10 protein-coding genes are annotated in these 16,711 nt (G+C 50.3%); 3 read left to right on the top strand and 7 right to left on the bottom strand.

Features of this window, described 5'->3' with window-relative positions; all coding sequences use genetic code 11:
- The 4 genes from HMPREF9442_RS15105 to HMPREF9442_RS15090 form a co-directional block, all read right to left on the bottom strand.
- Window positions 1-1,158, bottom strand: a 1,158-nt coding sequence (locus HMPREF9442_RS15105; RefSeq protein ID WP_008630313.1) for a C10 family peptidase, incomplete at its 3' end; no start/stop codon positions are given.
- Between the two features lie 34 nt (window positions 1,159-1,192).
- Window positions 1,193-3,370: a fasciclin domain-containing protein gene (locus HMPREF9442_RS15100; protein WP_008630311.1), complete on the bottom strand. Its 2,178-nt coding sequence runs from the start codon at window positions 3,368-3,370 to the stop codon at window positions 1,193-1,195.
- A 52-nt stretch (window positions 3,371-3,422) separates the two neighbouring features.
- Complete coding sequence (locus tag HMPREF9442_RS15095; RefSeq protein WP_008630309.1) at window positions 3,423-5,894, bottom strand: glycoside hydrolase family 2 TIM barrel-domain containing protein; 2,472 nt, start codon at window positions 5,892-5,894, stop codon at window positions 3,423-3,425.
- A gap of 154 nt (window positions 5,895-6,048) precedes the next feature.
- The gene (locus HMPREF9442_RS15090; RefSeq protein WP_008630306.1) at window positions 6,049-10,074 is read right to left on the bottom strand and encodes a hybrid sensor histidine kinase/response regulator transcription factor; all 4,026 of its coding nucleotides are present in this window, start codon (window positions 10,072-10,074) and stop codon (window positions 6,049-6,051) included.
- A 199-nt stretch (window positions 10,075-10,273) separates the two neighbouring features.
- On the opposite strand from HMPREF9442_RS15090, the gene HMPREF9442_RS15085 reads away from it, so the two are divergent.
- Genes HMPREF9442_RS15085 through HMPREF9442_RS15075 form a run of 3 tightly spaced genes read left to right on the top strand, consistent with a single transcriptional unit; the run spans window position 10,274 to window position 14,465 of the window.
- Window positions 10,274-10,903, top strand: coding sequence for an Eco29kI family restriction endonuclease (locus HMPREF9442_RS15085; protein WP_008630305.1), 630 nt, complete (start codon window positions 10,274-10,276; stop codon window positions 10,901-10,903).
- A gap of 1 nt (window position 10,904) precedes the next feature.
- Window positions 10,905-12,044, top strand: coding sequence for a DNA cytosine methyltransferase (locus tag HMPREF9442_RS15080; protein WP_008630303.1), 1,140 nt, complete (start codon window positions 10,905-10,907; stop codon window positions 12,042-12,044).
- A 39-nt stretch (window positions 12,045-12,083) separates the two neighbouring features.
- On the top strand, window positions 12,084-14,465 hold the full coding sequence (locus HMPREF9442_RS15075) for a TonB-dependent receptor (RefSeq protein ID WP_008630301.1): 2,382 nt from the start codon (window positions 12,084-12,086) through the stop codon (window positions 14,463-14,465).
- Window positions 14,466-14,588: 123 nt separating this feature from the next.
- On the opposite strand, the gene HMPREF9442_RS15070 is transcribed toward HMPREF9442_RS15075, so the two are convergent.
- The 3 genes from HMPREF9442_RS15070 to HMPREF9442_RS15060 all read right to left on the bottom strand — a co-directional run.
- Entirely contained in the window at window positions 14,589-14,993 is a 405-nt protein-coding gene (locus tag HMPREF9442_RS15070; RefSeq protein ID WP_008630299.1) for a GNAT family N-acetyltransferase, read from the bottom strand.
- Between the two features lie 35 nt (window positions 14,994-15,028).
- The gene (locus HMPREF9442_RS15065) at window positions 15,029-15,970 is read right to left on the bottom strand and encodes an Rpn family recombination-promoting nuclease/putative transposase (protein ID WP_008630297.1); all 942 of its coding nucleotides are present in this window, start codon (window positions 15,968-15,970) and stop codon (window positions 15,029-15,031) included.
- A gap of 152 nt (window positions 15,971-16,122) precedes the next feature.
- On the bottom strand, window positions 16,123-16,711 hold a 589-nt coding region (locus tag HMPREF9442_RS15060), incomplete at its 5' end, for a DUF3874 domain-containing protein (RefSeq protein WP_420850141.1).

Below are 16,711 nucleotides of genomic sequence, written 5' to 3'. Positions count from 1 at the left end.
TTCCACCTCGATGGCGTTTTTCATGCGGGTTTGCATGGCTTCAGTGCGTATCTTGCCTTCTAATGCATAGTCATACGGGTGTATGGTGTGGGTCATGCCTTGCCAAGTGTTGTGTCCGTTCATACCCGTTTGGTCGTCTACGGTAAAATAGCCGTCACCTCCGCCGCCCCATCCGAAGTTAAAATGGAACAGGTTGTTTGTAGCATCATAGCCATCTACGACCACTGCATGCCCACCTTGCGTGGGATGTACTCCACTATAAACGATGGGCCAACCTTTTGCCAAGTCGTCGTAAATCATGTCTTCCCATTCCGACTGGCTGATGCCGGATTTATATGTGCATCGGCTGTTCAGATGGAATTGTCCGGAGAAGGTGTTGACCAAATCACTGATTTGTCCCGAGGTGGACGAGCCGTAGGTGAGCCATGTAGAGGTTCCCGTGACGGACATCAGGGTAGCTACCGCCGTATTCATATCCTCGGGCGTGGAGCCGTCATAGCTGTCTTGCATCAGTTCCCATTGTAATGGAGTACCGGCAGGGATGGATTCCGTGACGGGCGCATCGCCATAACCGTAAGTGGGAGTGTCATATTGTGTGCGATCGGGCAGTTCCTTGCGCCAATAGTATATGACTTGTGCCGCCGCCGTGGCCACGCATCCAGTTACGGCGCGACCTCCTCCGTTGTTAAGGAAAGGGCACAGGTTGTTGTAAGGTGCGCCTTGCGCCCAATGCGCACTCACCAACGGCCTTATGCTCTCTTTGTCGGAAACAGCTCGTTTTAGTACCCGTGGTTTCGCGCCTTGGGCTTGTGCGTCCTGTATGATTCGGCTGTACCCTTCTATCCATTCAAGCAGGGTGGGCGGAAGGGTCTGTGCGTTGAAATCTCCTTGTTCGGTGTACCCCAAAACGGAAGGCAGGCAATCGTCTCCAGACACGATGACGAAACCTTTTCCCACGCCCCTGTTGAAAATGTAAAGAGGAGAGTGCCCACTTCTCGTGCCGCGTTTGGACACAGGGGTTTCCACGACCTCGGGAATGTGGTTGCCTTCCATGTAAGCTTGGGCAATTTCACGTGCCTTTGTCAGGTCGATCGGGTCGGCCCATGCGCATACTGACGTTGTGAGGAACGTCCAATATAGCCAAAAATGTTTCTTCATAGGTTTCTATTTTTATTGGTATATCGAATTTACGTTAATAGATGTCTTCCCCGATACCGCCTGGACCGCAGATACTTATGGGGACGAGTTCCATATAGTCTAAAGAGAAGCCTCCGCTGGTGGCACTGGACAGCACGGAACGTAAGCGTATCGTATGGTGCCGGTTGGGTTGTACCTGCACTTGGCAGATTTTCCGCCGCAACAAATCATTCTGATTGTAAAAGATGACGCATTTAGACGGGTCATAAGCCGGAGTCGTAGTAGTGCCGCTTCCTCCGAAGTAATAGTAGACTCCTTTGGGTCCGCTGTAATAACCATTGTTTTTCATTGTCCGGGCGTTTTCCTGCAGTTCTTCTTCCGTATAAATTCCAGCAGCACCGTCTTTTTCGCTTCTTACGCCGTTCCATCCGTTGTAAAGTCCCCCAATATTAGGTGCATCAGCTTTATCGCGCATGTCTATCGGGAGCCCCTGTGGTACTCCGTCTACATAAACCTGTCCGATGCCACGGCTTCCCAACGCGCAGTATCCGAGACGAAGTTCGTATTCTCCGGGCGGTACGCATGGCAGTCTGAACGTCACGTCATAGCTCGTGCCCAATACGGCGATGTCGTCTCCTTGGTAATTGGACCAATAGATTATCGGGCGTTTCACGATGAACATGGTGTTCTCGCTGAATGACATGTTTTTCAAGTAGCCGGGAGGAAGGTAATAGTTGAAGCCTCCACCTTCCGTCCCGTCTTCGCTGTTGTCACCGCTGTTGTACTCCTTAAGAGGATTGCCGCACAACCGCATGTTGTTGTTCGTCAGTTCCGGCCATAAGAGTTCAAAATCTATGCGCATCCGGGTATTCATGACGGTGTTGCGCATGACAGGGTCGTAAGCTACCACGTCGTCGATGTAATAGTAAGCCACGTTCAAAGAGTAGTTCTCTTGTTCCGGAACGGTCAGATGGGCACCCCGGATCCGTTCGTAATTGTTGTATTGGGAAGCATGGCAATGATTGACATAAAATTCGGAGGGATATTCGACAGCCGGGTCTACCGGACGGTACACCTTTTCCAATTTGATGGTGGAGAAGTCGAGCAGCGTGCTGACCCAGTCCGTCGGGTCGGCGTATGCGGTGTGGATGCCGATGGTGTTTACCAGTTTGGCCGTACTGCTGAACAGGCGGTCGATGATGTGGTAGGAGAGGAACATGTTCAGAGGGTTGTACTTGTGGGTCAATGAACCTTTGTTCCAGTACAGTTCCTTATATGTCTTGCCGGAACCCGGAACGGTCTGGTTCAGGCCGAAGATGGCTTCCGCATCTGCCCCGCTGTATTTCTCCGCAGCCAATTCGTATAGGGCATCGATCTTTTCGTCCATGGTCATGCTTTCGTTGAAGCGGTCGGGGTATTTCCCGTACAGGTCTTTGTCCGGCACGATGAGAAGGGTGAAGCCGCTGTACCGGTGGTCCGGAAGTTTGGCCACGTAGTCTTCATTTCCGATGCGCATGCTTTGGGTAAAAGGGGCATACTTCCCTTTTTCCTGTTCGTATTCTTCGTCCCGGTAACGGTATAAGGAATCTATCAGTCCCGTCCGTCTGAGGGCTTCGTAATAAATCTGGAAATCCTCGTGATGTTCGTCCAACAGAGTGGAACCTAAACTGGTGCTGGGTACCAGGACACGGTCAACCGGATGTACCACGCCGTTTTCCACGGAGTCGTTTTTCAATTCGTTGATGATGGCGGCCCGGCGGTTGACGATGGTCAAGGCCATTTGGTTGGCATCCAACGTATCTCCCTTGCTTTCGAAGATGAGTGGTAAGTCCAGTTCGTTGTTTTCCTGTTGCGTTTCGGGCAAGTCGTAAGTGTACATGATTCTTTCTATGATGCACGCCCTCAACAGCGTATCGCAGAATGAAGCGGGAATGTCTTCCACAGATGCATATCCTTTCTCTTTCAGGAAAGCTTCCACGCCCGCATTGGTCGCGGGAAAGAAGGTGCGTGAGCCACGGCTTCCTAAAAAGTCCATTTTCCCGGCTCGTTCCGCAATGCGTTTGAAAAGACTGAAGTCCTCATGTTCGATGAGAAAATCACTCATCATTTCTCCCGTGAAGGTGTAATAGCTTTCTGCCGGTATGTCATCGTTGCAACCGGTAAACAAGTTTGCCTGTCCTGCCAAAAGCAGGACAGTGCAAACGAATTTTGAGAGTCTTGACAGATGTTTCATGGTCTCAAAAAATGAAATCAGGTTAATAATATGGTTTTGTTTCTTTTCAGGCTTATTTTACATCGAGGCTGACGGAAGCCTTTTTCACTCCCTTGCCTTTTACGGTCAGGGTGAGGCGGCCTTTTTCCCGTCCGCTTTTCACGACGGCCATGGCACGGCCTTTCCAAGTCTTGCGTTCCGGAACGGTGTAAGCCGTGCTGTCTTTCAAATCGGCGCTGCATGTAGCCAACAGTGTGCCGGAACCTTGTAGCTCGAATGCCAACAGGTTGTCGGCATTAGGCACCACCCGTCCTTGCTTGTCCGTGATTTCAGCCACGACATAAACCAAAGACTCGCCATCGGCCGAGATTTCCGTGCGGTCGGTCGTCAACCGGATGCGTGCCGGTTTTCCGGCTGTTTCCAAAGTACGTGATTCTTTCTCCTGCCCGTTTTCTACGCCTGCGACGCGTAGGGTGCCCGGAGCGTAGGGCAAGGTGAAGATAGCCTTGAATTCTTCTTCCCGGGTCGTAGCCTTTTCACCGATGAGTTTGTCGTTCAAGTACAAACGTACGGATGGGTAATGGGAGTAAATCTCTACGTCGATATTCTTTCCCTCATGTCCGGGCCAGTTCCAATTCTCCCATGTGGGCCAAACGGACCATTGGGTTTCCTTGATTTCTCCGTAGTATCCGGAAGGTTCCTTTACGGAGAGGAACAGTTTGTTGCGTTCGGGGAAGAAGAGCATCTCGCGGTAGTAGGATATGGGTTTACGACATCCTGTAAGGTCGATGTCACCGCAATAGGCACCATGCCACGGGAATTGGTTACGTTGGTAGTGTTCGCCTTCGGTCTCTCCTTTATAGAAGAAGCGTCCGATACCCGATTCGCCGAGGTAGTCGATAGCCGTCCACACGAAATCTCCGATGATATAGGAATGGTCGTTGACCCGTGCCCAGTTGGAGAATGCGTCGCGTGGGTAAGATTCCGTCTGCATCATGATGCGCGAAGGGACGCGTTCGTGGTCCGACGGTCCTTTGTGCATCATGTAGTTGTAACCCACGATGTCATGTGCGGCAGCCAACGGGTCGTAGATTTCCCAGTCGCTGTCCCATGCCGCAAGGGCAGATGTCACCGGACGGCTCGGGTCGAGACTGCGTACATGGCCTGCCAAGGCGTATGCCGTAAGGACGGCTTCGGGCGTTTTGCGCTCGATGATTTCGTTTCCGATGCTCCAACAGAAGATAGACGGATGGTTGCGGTCGCGCAGTACCATGGACTCGATGTCCTTCGTCCACCATTGGTCGAACAGGACGGAGTAATCTTTAGGCGTTTTGGCTGACCGCCATCCGTCGAACGATTCGTCGATGACCAACAGTCCCAAGTGGTCGCAAGCATCGAGAAAGGCTTCTGATGGAGGGTTGTGCGAGGTGCGCACGGCGTTGAATCCGGCCTCTTTCATCAGCCGTGCCTTACGCCATTCTGCATCGCGGTAGGAGGCGGCACCGAGCGGACCGTTGTCATGATGGAGGCATCCGCCGTTCATTTCTATGGCCTTACCGTTCAGAACTAATCCTTTTTCGGCATTGTATTCCACGTGGCGCACTCCGAACGTAGTGGTGACCGTGTCGGCCGGTTCTCCGTTGGCCGGTACGAGGCAACATACCATCCGGTAGAGGTTCGGTGTTTCAGGACTCCAGAGCTTGGCGTTTTCAAAAGGAAATTGCAGTTTGATTTTGCTTGTCCGGTTCGCTTCAAGGGTGACAGTTTCTTTTTGTGTGAGAATGGTGTGATCGTCCAAGTCGGTAACCGTGCAAAGCAGTGTGGCCGGGAGGGCTTTATTGCGGTTGGCGAGCGTGGCTTTCACTTCCACCTGCGTCTTTTGGTTCACTTGTTCGGTGGTGATACCTATGCCCCACGGTTCAAAGTGTGCTTTAGGGGTACGGATAAGTTTCACGTTGCGGTAAATGCCGGAACCCGTGTACCAACGGCAGTTCTTCTGTCCCGAGTTGTCCACACGCACGGCAATGACATTCTTGCCCGTTTTGAGGTAAGGCGTGATGTCGTGGTAGAAAGACGAATAACCGTAGGGGCGTATGCCGAGATTATGTCCGTTGACGAATACTTCCGCGTTCATGTAAACCCCTTCGAAATAGAGGGTGGTTTCGGGATGTCGGCTATCCGGAGTAAAGTTGAATGTCTTGCGGTACCAACCGATGCCGGTGGGGTAATACCCTCCATCGTTACCGGCCGGATTGTCTGCTTCAGGACGGCCTTCGATGCTCCAGTCATGGGGCAGGTCCAACGTGCGCCAGTGCTTGTCGTCGAAGTCCGGACGCGAGGCTACGGCCGTATCGCCTAAAAAGAATTTCCAATTCCCGTTAAAGTTTACTTCCCGGTTTGAACGTGTATCGTTTGGAATGGCAAGCTCGTCTGCACGGGAGAAGTTGGCAGAAGCCGGGAGGGCGTTTCCGATTCCGAATGCGAAAAAGAGGGCGGCCACCCACTTCAGCCGGAGACTCTGGTGTGTACGTAAGTTCATATTCATTTGACTCAGTATTTTTATGTGTTTTGATTGATTTGTTTGCAAAACTATATGAAAAAGAAGGTTATAGAGGGGTAAAAAACTGCCAGAAAGGGGGTAAAATCCTATTTTGGCAGTTTTTTACCCCCTTCCCGACTGTTTTTTGCCTGTTACGGTTTTATTTTTCTTTCTCTTGGTATTCGCGGGGTGTCAGTCCGAACTCTTCTTTAAAGCACTTGGTGAAATATTTGGGCGAAGAGAAGCCCGTGGCATAAGCGATTTCACTGATGTTCCGGTCGCGGCGTGAAAGCATCTCGCAGGCGTACTTTAGTTTGATGTTCCGGATAAATTCCAAAGGCGTAAGTCCGGTCATGGCCTTCACTTTGCGGTGGAGGGTGGATTTGGATACATTCAAATGGCCGGACAGTTGTTCCAAATCGAATCCTTCTTCGGCCAAATGGGTGTGGATACAGTCTGCCATGTCCTGAAGGAACCGGGTGTCGTTGGAAGAATATTCCAGTTCGGCCAGACGGACGTGGTCTTCCATCCTGAAAGCCTGTTGGCGGTTCCGGTAGGTATGGAGCAGATTGTCTATCCGGGCGGCTAGCACTTTCAACTCGAAAGGTTTGGCCAAATAACCGTCCGCTCCGGCTTCATAACAATCTACCCGGTCATCCGCGCTCTGTTTGGCTGTCAGCATGATAACGGGAATGTGGCTAGTTTCGAGTTGTGATTTAAGTTTCCTGCACAAGGCGAATCCGTCCATGCCCGGCATCATGACATCCGATACGATGAGGTCTACGGCGCTTGCCTTGAGCTGTTCCAGAGCCTCCAACCCGTTTTCTGCCGTGAGTACCCGGTACTTCGTGGCCAATATCTTCTCCATCATTTCCAACAGTTGCGTGTTGTCGTCCACAAGGAGGATGGAGGGACGGTCGTTTCCGGCCTCTCCGGCTTCGGGTGATGGTCCCTGCGCTACTGGGGAGGAGGCTTCCGGGGCAGTGATGTCCGGTGCTGACATTTCGGCATCCACCGGCTGTGCTTCGGGGTGGTTCTGCACGAGGGCGGCTGACGGGGCTACCCACGGAAGGGTTACGGTGAAACGGCTGCCTTTGCCCGGTTCGCTTTCCAACGTGAGGCTACCATGGTGCAAGGCGGTCAACTCCCGGGCCAGTGCCAGTCCTATGCCGTTCGATTGTCCGCTACGTCCGTTGCTTCCGGTGTAGAAGCGGTCGAATATCCTTTGTTGTTCTTTGGCCGGTATGCCGACACCCTCGTCTTGCACCGTGAATACCACGTCTTTTTCTGTCCCGTTTTGCCGAATTTCCACGATGAAATCGACATTTTTTCCGTTTGGAGTGTATTTGACGGCATTGGAAAGCAAGTTGTAGAGTATCTTGTCTACTTTGTCGAAATCCAGTGTGCCCCGGCATTCGCCTTCCGGAATGCGGAGGTTCAGCCGTACGCCTTTTTGTTCAGCCAAAGGCAAGAAATGGTGGGTGCACAGTTGACGGGCGAAGGCGAAGATGTCGCCTTCTTCGGGGCGAAGTACCATGTTGCCGTTCTCGGTCTTACGGAAATCCAGGACTTGTTGCAACAGGCGTTTCAGCCGGTAGATGTTGTGGCGCAGCACCGTGGTCTGGCGTTCTTCGGCCGGATACTTCCGTTCCCAGTAGTCACCTACGCAGGATATCACGCTGAGCGGCGTAAGCAAGTCGTGGGAGATGTTGGTGAAATAATCCAGTTTGGCTTGTGTCAGTGCCTCTTGGAGTTGTAACCGGTTGCGGCTGCGTAATCGTTGCAAGTACAGTCTCAGGAGTACGAAAATAAGAAGAAAGGCTGCGGTTACGTAGGCCGCGTAAGCCCACATGGTTTCATACCAAGCCGGAAGTTGCGTAAGGCTGAGTAGCGTGACGGGAGCCTGCCATTGTCCGTTGCGGTCTGTGGCTTTTACGACCAACCGGTAGTTTCCCTTGGGCAGTTTCTGGTAGTAAGCCGTGTTTTCCCCTTCTTGCAGGTAGTTCCAATCGGTGTCGAGGCTTTCCAACCGGTAAGCATAGCGTACTTTTCCGCTTCGTGCATAATCTAAAGTGGAAAAGCTGACGGAAAGGTTGGCCGCTTCAGGTTGCAAGGAAAGCGTGTTCCGGTCGGGCTGTCCGGACACGTACCGTCCGGAGGGATTGAACAGCATACTGCGCGTACCGTTTTTGAAGTCGGTCAGCATCACCGTACGTGAAGGGGCTTTAGAGCCGGATGAAAGTGGGGGAGTGACTGATACGAAACCGCCACGTCCTCCGGCGTAGAGTGTACCGTCGGCCGAAAGGAATGCTGCTTGGTCGCGGAAGATGGGGGTGGACATATTGCCGTCCGAGGAAGTGTATTGTTGCAGGCTGTGGCTCCGTGTGTCGTAGTGGATGAAACGATTGTGGGAGACGAGCCAAAGGTGGTGGTTCCGCCATAGCAAATTCAGTATCGTCATGGCTTGCGTGTCGAAACGGTCGCTGAAATCTTGGAAAACCGAATCCTCCGGTTGACCGTGCAGGATGCGCCCCAGACTGGTGGCTACCCAAAAGCCGTCCAAGTCATCGGAGCAGAGAAAGTGCACCTCTTCGTCCTCGTGGTTCTGAAAGGCGAGTGTTTGTGGGATGCATGTCATGTGTTCCCCCTTTACCTTTATTATATATAGACATCGGGAAGTGGAGGCCCAGACAGATTCAGTGTCTCTGTGGGCAAAGGCCGTAAAGTACAGGCTGTCGGGTGTGGAGAGCAGGGAAGTGCCGTTGGCGGGCAGGCAAAGCATACGTCCTCCGCTGCGTAACCAAAGTTTTCCGTCCGATGTTTCTTCCATCTGGTTGGCCGGAGCATAATTGCCGGAAGCGTCGGACAACCGGATGCAGCGGTTTACCTTAAACGCTCCTTGGTCGTACGTCAACAGGTACACTTGGTTGCGGTGGGGAGCTGCTACCCATAAGCCACCGTTGGCAGGACTGGATGCCGTGACGCGGGCATCTACCGTCAGGTTCTGGATTTCGGGGGTAGCAAAAACGGTTTTTCCGTGTTGCGGCTCATGGAGGCAGAGGCCGAAGCGGTCTTGGACGAACCAGAAGCGCCCCTGGGTGTCGCGGTTCAAAGTGAGCAGATTGGGCATCCAGTCCAAGGTCTTGCGTAGGTCGTCCAACGGATAGTTCCGTATGGTTTCCGTATGAAACGTGAGCAACGTGCCCCGGTCGTAAGAACTGAGCCACAGGTTGCCATCGTGGTCTTTCAGGATTTTGGTGTACATTTTGCCGGTGTCTATGTGTCCGGGCAAAGCCACGGGGATCAACTTGCCGGTACGGTCGTCATACTGGAATGCGTACAGGTTGTTATAGGACAAGGCCCAAATGTAACCGAACGTGTCGTCTTGGCTTGTACTGAAGAATTTGCTGTCTGCCACTTTCCCTCGTGGTGGCTGTATGTCCTGACGGATATATTCCACATGTCTCAAGGTTTCATCGGTCAGGAGTTGCCACAGTCCTTCTCCCCATGTGGTGAGCCAGTACCGCCCGTCCCTGTCTTGGAAAAGCGTGAAAGGAGAGTTGGTTTGTCCCACAGGCGGCAGGTGGCGTAGTTCTTGTGTACTGTCCGTATAGACGAAAATCCCATTCGACGTGCATATCCATAGGCGTTCTTTTCCTTTTTCATAAAAGAAAGAGTTGATGTAAGACGGTTTGCCGTTTGGGGAAGGTAGTTTGATGGAGGTATATTCATGGTATGGGAAACGGGACTCCAATAGCCGGTCGTTTAAGGCTATCCATATACGGCTTTTCCCGTCGGAACAAAGAGAGCGAATGTAGGCGGTCTGTAACGGGGCTTCTCTCGGTGTGGTAATCCGGTAAGTCTGTTTGTCGACGAGGTTCAGTCCTTTTCTCGTTCCAACCCAAAGGTATGCACTGTCTTCCGCAATGCAGGTGATGTGGTTGTGGGTAAGCCGGCCCGGATGTCGGTAGTCTGTTTGGAACGTTTGCAGGCGGTAACCGTCGTAGCGCGACAAGCCGTTCGTTGTGCCAATCCAAACAAAACCGTCTTCATCCTGATAGAGTTCCGTCATTTCGTTGGATGGCAGTTCTCCGGCGAACGGGAAATCCGCCGACCAGATGGCTTGTGCCGGAACTCTCAGGGAAAGTCCTAACCAAAACAGTAACAGGTAGAAAGTATTTTTCATTCGCATCCCATCCGAAGTATGATGGACAAAGGTAGTGAAAAAATAGGCTTATTCGTCAGATTTTTATAAAATCCTCAACTTTTCCGTCTTTGGCTCTCATTTTTACCAGTAAAAAGTGTAATTTTGCAACTATAAGTATATTTGCCGATAATTATAAGCTAAGAAGATTTTATAATATACCTTCCTTAAAAAGTATAGAATGAATGATGTTTTTGACAGGTCTAAGCATGTGTATAAATCGAATGCTTTTGAAGAAATAATAAAAGATACCATACGTTTTTTCAATGGTACGCCTGTTCATGAATTGCCACCTCCGGAAAAATTCATAGGTACAGGGGTGTATGCTCTATATTATATAGGGAAGAATCCTTATTATAAGATACTTTATGATTTAAACAGGTTGGAGTTTAAGCAACCGATTTATGTAGGTAAGGCCGTGCCGCAAGGTTGGAGGCAGGCAAGGACAGTTGGGAAATCTCAAAGTTCGCATGAACTTTACAGAAGGTTATGTGAGCACGCAAATAGTATCAACCAGGTGCATAATTTGGATTTGAAAGATTTCCATTGTCGTTTCATGATATTGGAAAATGCCGCTTGTGATATGATAGGAACTATTGAAGCGGCATTAATCCGTTGTTATACTCCGGTATGGAATAGCTCGATAGATGGGTTTGGCAATCATGATCCCGGAAAAGGACGATATAATCAGTCCAAATCAGATTGGGACGTATTGCATCCAGGACGGAGTTGGGCTTATAAGTGCCAAGGTAAGGCTTTGCCTTTGGTTGATGTAGAAAGGAAAGTCTGTAAGTATTTATCGGGAGAGTAATATGATTAATAGTTTGGAAATATTTTCAGGTGCTGGAGGTTTAGCAAAGGGTATTGAAATGGCGGGTGCTCGTCATCAGGCTTTTGTTGAGTGGAATGGAGATGCTTGTAAAACTTTAAGATGGAATTACTCACCTGATATTGTTTTTGAGACAGATATACGGGATTTTCAATTTTCTCAGTTCAGTAATATAGATGTTATTGCGGGAGGTCCTCCATGCCAACCTTTTTCTTTGGGTGGAAAGGCTTTGGGATACAAGGATGATAGGGACATGTTTCCATATGCAATTTCCGCTATTCGACAGTTAACGCCTAAAGTTTTTATTTTTGAGAATGTAAAGGGCTTGCTGAGGCAGTCATTTGCTCGATATTTTAGTTACATCATCCTGCAACTTACTTATCCTCATGTGGAGTTGAAAAACTTGGACTGGGAGAGAAATCTTTCATTGCTTGAACGTATTCATACAGAAGGTTCTTATAAAGAATTAAAGTATAATGTAATATTTAGGTTGCTAAATGCGGCAGACTACGGTGTCCCACAAAGGCGTGAACGTGTGGTTATTGTCGGCATCCGGAATGATTTAAATGTGGCTTGGAATTTTCCAGAAGGAACGCATTCGCAGGAAGCATTACTTTGGGATAAGTATGTAACTGGAAGTTATTGGGAGAGGCATAATCTCATCCCTCCTTTTGGGGAACAAAGACAACAGGCCTTGCAAAAGGAACGTTTATTGTCTCAATATGGAATGTTTCCACCGGTAAAGGCTCCTTGGCAGACTGTACGTGATGCTTTGCAGGGCTTGCCTGTTCCGCTTGAAGCAAGTGAATCGTACAATGAACATCTGTTAAGAACCGGTGCAAAAGAATATGCCGGGCATACCGGCAGTGATATTGATCAGCCGTCCAAAACCATAAAGGCTGGAGGGCATGGGGTACCGGGAGGGGAGAATATGATAAAGTATCCTGATGGGAAAGTACGTTATTATACCGTGCTTGAAGCGAAACGGATACAGACATTTCCTGATGATTATTCCATATCTGGTTCTTGGACGGAAGCGATGCGACAGATAGGTAATGCCGTACCTGTGAGGTTGGCCAATGTGATAGCAGAATCATTGTTCAAAAGCGTATTTGAGTGTTGAAATGCGTTTTGCATTTTTTTTGTATGAAAACAAATTGGGATGAAGAAATTTTTCTGCGGATGGCTCTTATGTAGTCTCTTGGTGGTGCAGGCAGTTGCACAGTCTTCTTTTCGTGTGACGGGCAAAGTGATAGACCGGACGAGCCGCCAACCGGTGGTAGGGGCTTTTGTGTTTCCTACTTCGATGGACACCTTGCGTGCGGTGACTGATACGGCCGGTGTGTTCGTATTACCTCACGTGCCGCCCGGTATTTTTTCATTCCGGGTGACGGCGGCCGGATATGTGCCGCAGGATACACCGGATTATATCGTTTCGGCTGTCACGCCCGAAGTGAACGTTGAATTGGAGGAAGATGTCAAGTCGTTGCATACTTTGACTGTACGTCCTAAGTCGTATGGCAAGACAGCTGAGGCTCCGGTGAGCGTGCAGGTCATAGGGCTTCGCGAGATAGAGAAAAGCCCTGGAGCCAACCGGGACATTTCGCGTATCGTGCGCGGTTATCCGGGTGTGGCCTTCTCTCCGGTGGGATACCGTAACGATTTGATAGTGCGGGGCGGCGGTCCGTCGGAGAACCGTTTTTATATGGACGGCATAGAGATTCCGAACATCAACCATTTTGCCACGCAGGGAGCTACGGGAGGCCCGGTGAGCATCGTCAATGCCGATTTGGTGCGTGAGATTAAGTTTTATACGGGTTCGTTTCCGGCCGACCGTGCAGGAGCCTTGAGTTCCGTGCTCGATTTCCGTTTGCGCGAAGGCTCTTCGGAGCGTCAGACGTTCAAGGCTACTTTGGGAGCTTCCGAGGCCGCCTTGAGCGGGAGTGGCCATATCGGGGAAAAGACGACTTACCTGTTCTCCTTGCGCCAGTCTTATTTGCAATTACTTTTTAAAATGATAGGTTTGCCTTTCCTTCCGAACTATATCGACGGGCAGTTTAAGGTAAAGACCCGTTTGACGCCGTACGACGAACTGACGGTGATGGCATTGGCCGGAGTAGACCGGATGGAACTGAATACGGATTTGGCGGGAGAAGACGAAGGTTCGGATTATATTTTGAGCTATCTGCCCAAGATAGAGCAAGAGACTTTTACGGTAGGGGCTTCTTACCGACATTATGCCGGAAGGCATGTGCAGACGTACGTATTGAGCCACAATTACCTGAACGACAAGAATCTGAAATACCGGAATAATGACGAGAGTACTGAGGAGAATCTCACGCTTCGATTGCGTTCCACAGAGCAGAAGACCACGTTACGTGCAGAGAATATGACGACGTTGCCGGGTGGTTGGATGTTGAAAGAGGGTGCGGAATTGAATTACATGGATTATACCGACCGTGAACGCCGTCTTTTGTCGGTCGGGGACTGGTCTGCCTACCGTACCCATTTGGGACTTGTCGCATACGGAGCCTCGTTCTCTGCGGCTTATACGGCTCCGGAAGAACGATGGAGTGCGTCGGTCGGGGTGCGGGCAGACGGCAATAATTATTCGTCGCGCATGTCCCGTCCGTGGGAACAGCTATCTCCGCGCGCTTCTTTCCGTTATGTTTTCTCACCCCATTGGTCGACGGCAGCTTCGGCAGGCTGGTATCACCAATTGCCGCCTTACACGGCGTTGGGCTATAAAGACGCGACAAACCGGTTGGTCAACCGGGATTTACGTTATATGAATGTGGCGCAGGCAGCTTGGGGCGGCGAATGGAAAGCCAATGACCGTTGGGCTGTATCGGTAGAAGGGTTCTATAAGTCTTATCACCGTGTGCCGCTTTCGTTGGCCGACGGGGTTCCGTTGACTTGCAAGGGTACGGATTATGGTGTGGTAGGCAACGAGGCATTGGTGTCTACGGCGCAAGGCCGTGCCTACGGAGTGGAAGCCTTGATGCGTTGGACTTTGCCCGACCGTCTGAACCTGACCGGTTCTTTTACTTGGTACCGTAGCGAATACCGTGCCGACCGTCATGCCGCTTATGTCCCTTCGGCTTGGGACAATCGAGTGATTCTGAACATGAGCGGTACGTATGATTTCCCACACCGTTGGAGCGTAGGATTACGGTTGAGTTGCATCGGCGGCTCTCCTTATACGCCGTACGATGAGATAGCCTCGTCCTACGTGACGTATTGGGATGCGAATGGGAAGTCAGCCTACGATTACAGCCGTTACAATGCAGAGCGGCTACCAGGTTATGCCCAACTGGATGTGCGGGTGGACAAAGAATTCTTTTTCAAACGTTGGCGCCTGGGATTGTATCTTGACTTACAGAATGTGACCGTTAGCAAACTACGTCAGCCGGATGTGTTTATGAGTACCGGCGTTGTGTCGAATCCCGAAGTGCCTTTGAAGGAGCAGCGTTATGTGATGCGGCGTATAGAACAAATAAGCGGGACACTGTTGCCCACGTTAGGGGTGACGGTGGAGTTTTAGGTTAGCAATCGTAAACAGCGTTATTGCAGTTGCAGCCATCACCTTTTCAGTAGTTGGTATTTTACGGCCTTTGACAGGCATCATTCTTACAACAAATATTGAAACCGTTTAATTGGTTGATATTTAGAAGCTTTTTCCATATACCATACTGTACATGTCAAAGCCATCGGCCCAATAGTCCTTTTTGATTTCATGTAGGACAAATCCTTGTTTTTCGTAAAATTTATAAGCTGCTTGTGAGGTTCTCACCGTTATTCTTTGAATACCGGGAATGGTTTTCAGGATTTCAAGTCTATGGTTTAATAACTTTGTCCCTAATGACTTGCCTTGAAATTTCGGATGTATCATGTCCCAACTTATTTTCCCGACCGTTTTGTTTTCTGCAAAATTTATTCCACCACTTCCGATGACAGTTCCATCGACGAGTAGGACGTAATACAGTTCTATTTCTTTGTCCAAATATTTGTTTAAATCAGCCGCTTCTTTTTCTGCGAAATAATCGGGCGTGTTCAACTTGATTAGATTCATGACGGCTTCTTTGTCTGTCGGTAGATATTCTCTAATTATAACTTTTCTATTTCGTTGGCATTCAATCCTGTGCATTGTACAATGATATTTGTGGGAATACCGTTGGATTTCATTTGGAGGGCTATCACTTTGGCTTTGTGCTGTTCTCCTTGCTCAAATCCTTGTTCCAAACCTTGTTCCAAACCTTGTTTTAGTCCTTGTTCCAGTCCTTGTTCCAATCCGCGTCTCAGACCTCGTTCCAAGGCTTTGTGCTCGGCTGTGGCAATAGTGTTTTGCCAGTCCCGATACACTTTCAGGCTTTCCTCGTAGCGGTCATATTCTTCTTTGGTGAATTTGGCGATTTCGGCAGCTTTGAACAGTTTGGTGAAGACGCGTTCTTGAAGTGCCGCAGGCTTCTCCATGAGGCGCGTCAGGTTGCGTAACACGAAGAGCCATTTGTCGAACATGTTGCTTAGCTCATTTTCCTGTTTGTTGAATTTCGGCATTTCGAGATAGATGAAAGTCAACTTGTTGTAGAACACTTCCTGAGTCTTCCTGTCCGTCAGTTGTACCTCGTGGTGGTAGTATGTGTCATGCTTGTGGTCGAAGGTGAAATTGAGTATGCCAATGACATAGACGGCCTTGAGTTGGTAGTCCCAACTCCCTTTCTTTCCTTGTTCCTGTATGGGGAACGTGGAATAGTAGAGGCTTCTGTCCTTGAAGAACTGTTGTTCTCCACGTTGCATTTCCACTAAGATTTTTTCTTCCCTTTCGTTTTCGCAGTACACGTCGAATACGGCCCGCCGGTCTGCCTCACTGATTCCGAGATGTTCGGTGTTGAGGTAGGTGAGGGACTTTATTTTTTCTTTGCCATGCAGTAAACTGTTGATGAAACTGAGCAACAAGTCTTTGTTCATTTCTGTGCCGAACAATTTCTTGAACCCGAAGTCGGTGTAAGGGTTCACGTAACGGTCTTCATTGAATATCTTCTTTCCCATGGTTGTATTCCGTGCTAAAGGGTCGGTGTGACGTTGCAAAGGTAATCTTTTTTGCTATATGAAGCAATTCCAAAGAGGTATTTCTTTAGTACTGTTGGCAAGGTCAAATGCCGGAGGGCTTCTTTCCTTTTCTTTGGTGTTTGGGACTTCATTTAACTCTTTTTGTAGAGATACAGGTCTTGGAAATCGGAAGTCTCCAACGGCACGATCCTGTAACGGTTACCCTTTTCCGTATGCCGCCGTTCCACGCCTGCGGCCACGAGGGCGCGGCTGAACTCCTGCATCCCGATGCCCGTGAGCGTGCCCGGATGACGCTTGCGCAACAGGGCGATGAGCTCGGGAAGGGAAACGGACAGGGCCTCTTCACCCGGACGGGCGGCACGGAAGTGGCGGGCGAATGCTTCTTCCGCAGGGCAAGTGCGGTAGAAAGCCACGTTGGCACGTTGGATTTCCGCCTCTTCCCCCGCCGTGAACCAGTGACGCCCGCCGCCGAGAGGCATGTCCTTCAGTTGGGCGTAGGTTTGGGCATGGTCGATGCCCGTGCTGTCGATGGGGCGCTCCACCTCCACGCAGAGGAAGCGGCGGCTGCCAGAAGGGTCGGAAAGCAGTTCGTGGCTGTTGGACGTAGCGATGAAGGAGGCGATGCGCGGCAGGCGGTCGAAATAATCTCGGAAGGGATGGTGGTCGGGCAGGCGGTCGGAGGACACGAAGCGCGACACGTCGCGGTCCCAGCACGGGATG

It is taken from the genome of Paraprevotella xylaniphila YIT 11841, from assembly GCF_000205165.1.
Lineage (GTDB): Bacteria > Bacteroidota > Bacteroidia > Bacteroidales > Bacteroidaceae > Paraprevotella > Paraprevotella xylaniphila.
The sequence above is the reverse complement of the archived record's forward strand: the minus strand, read 5'-3'. Positions and strand labels throughout refer to the sequence as shown.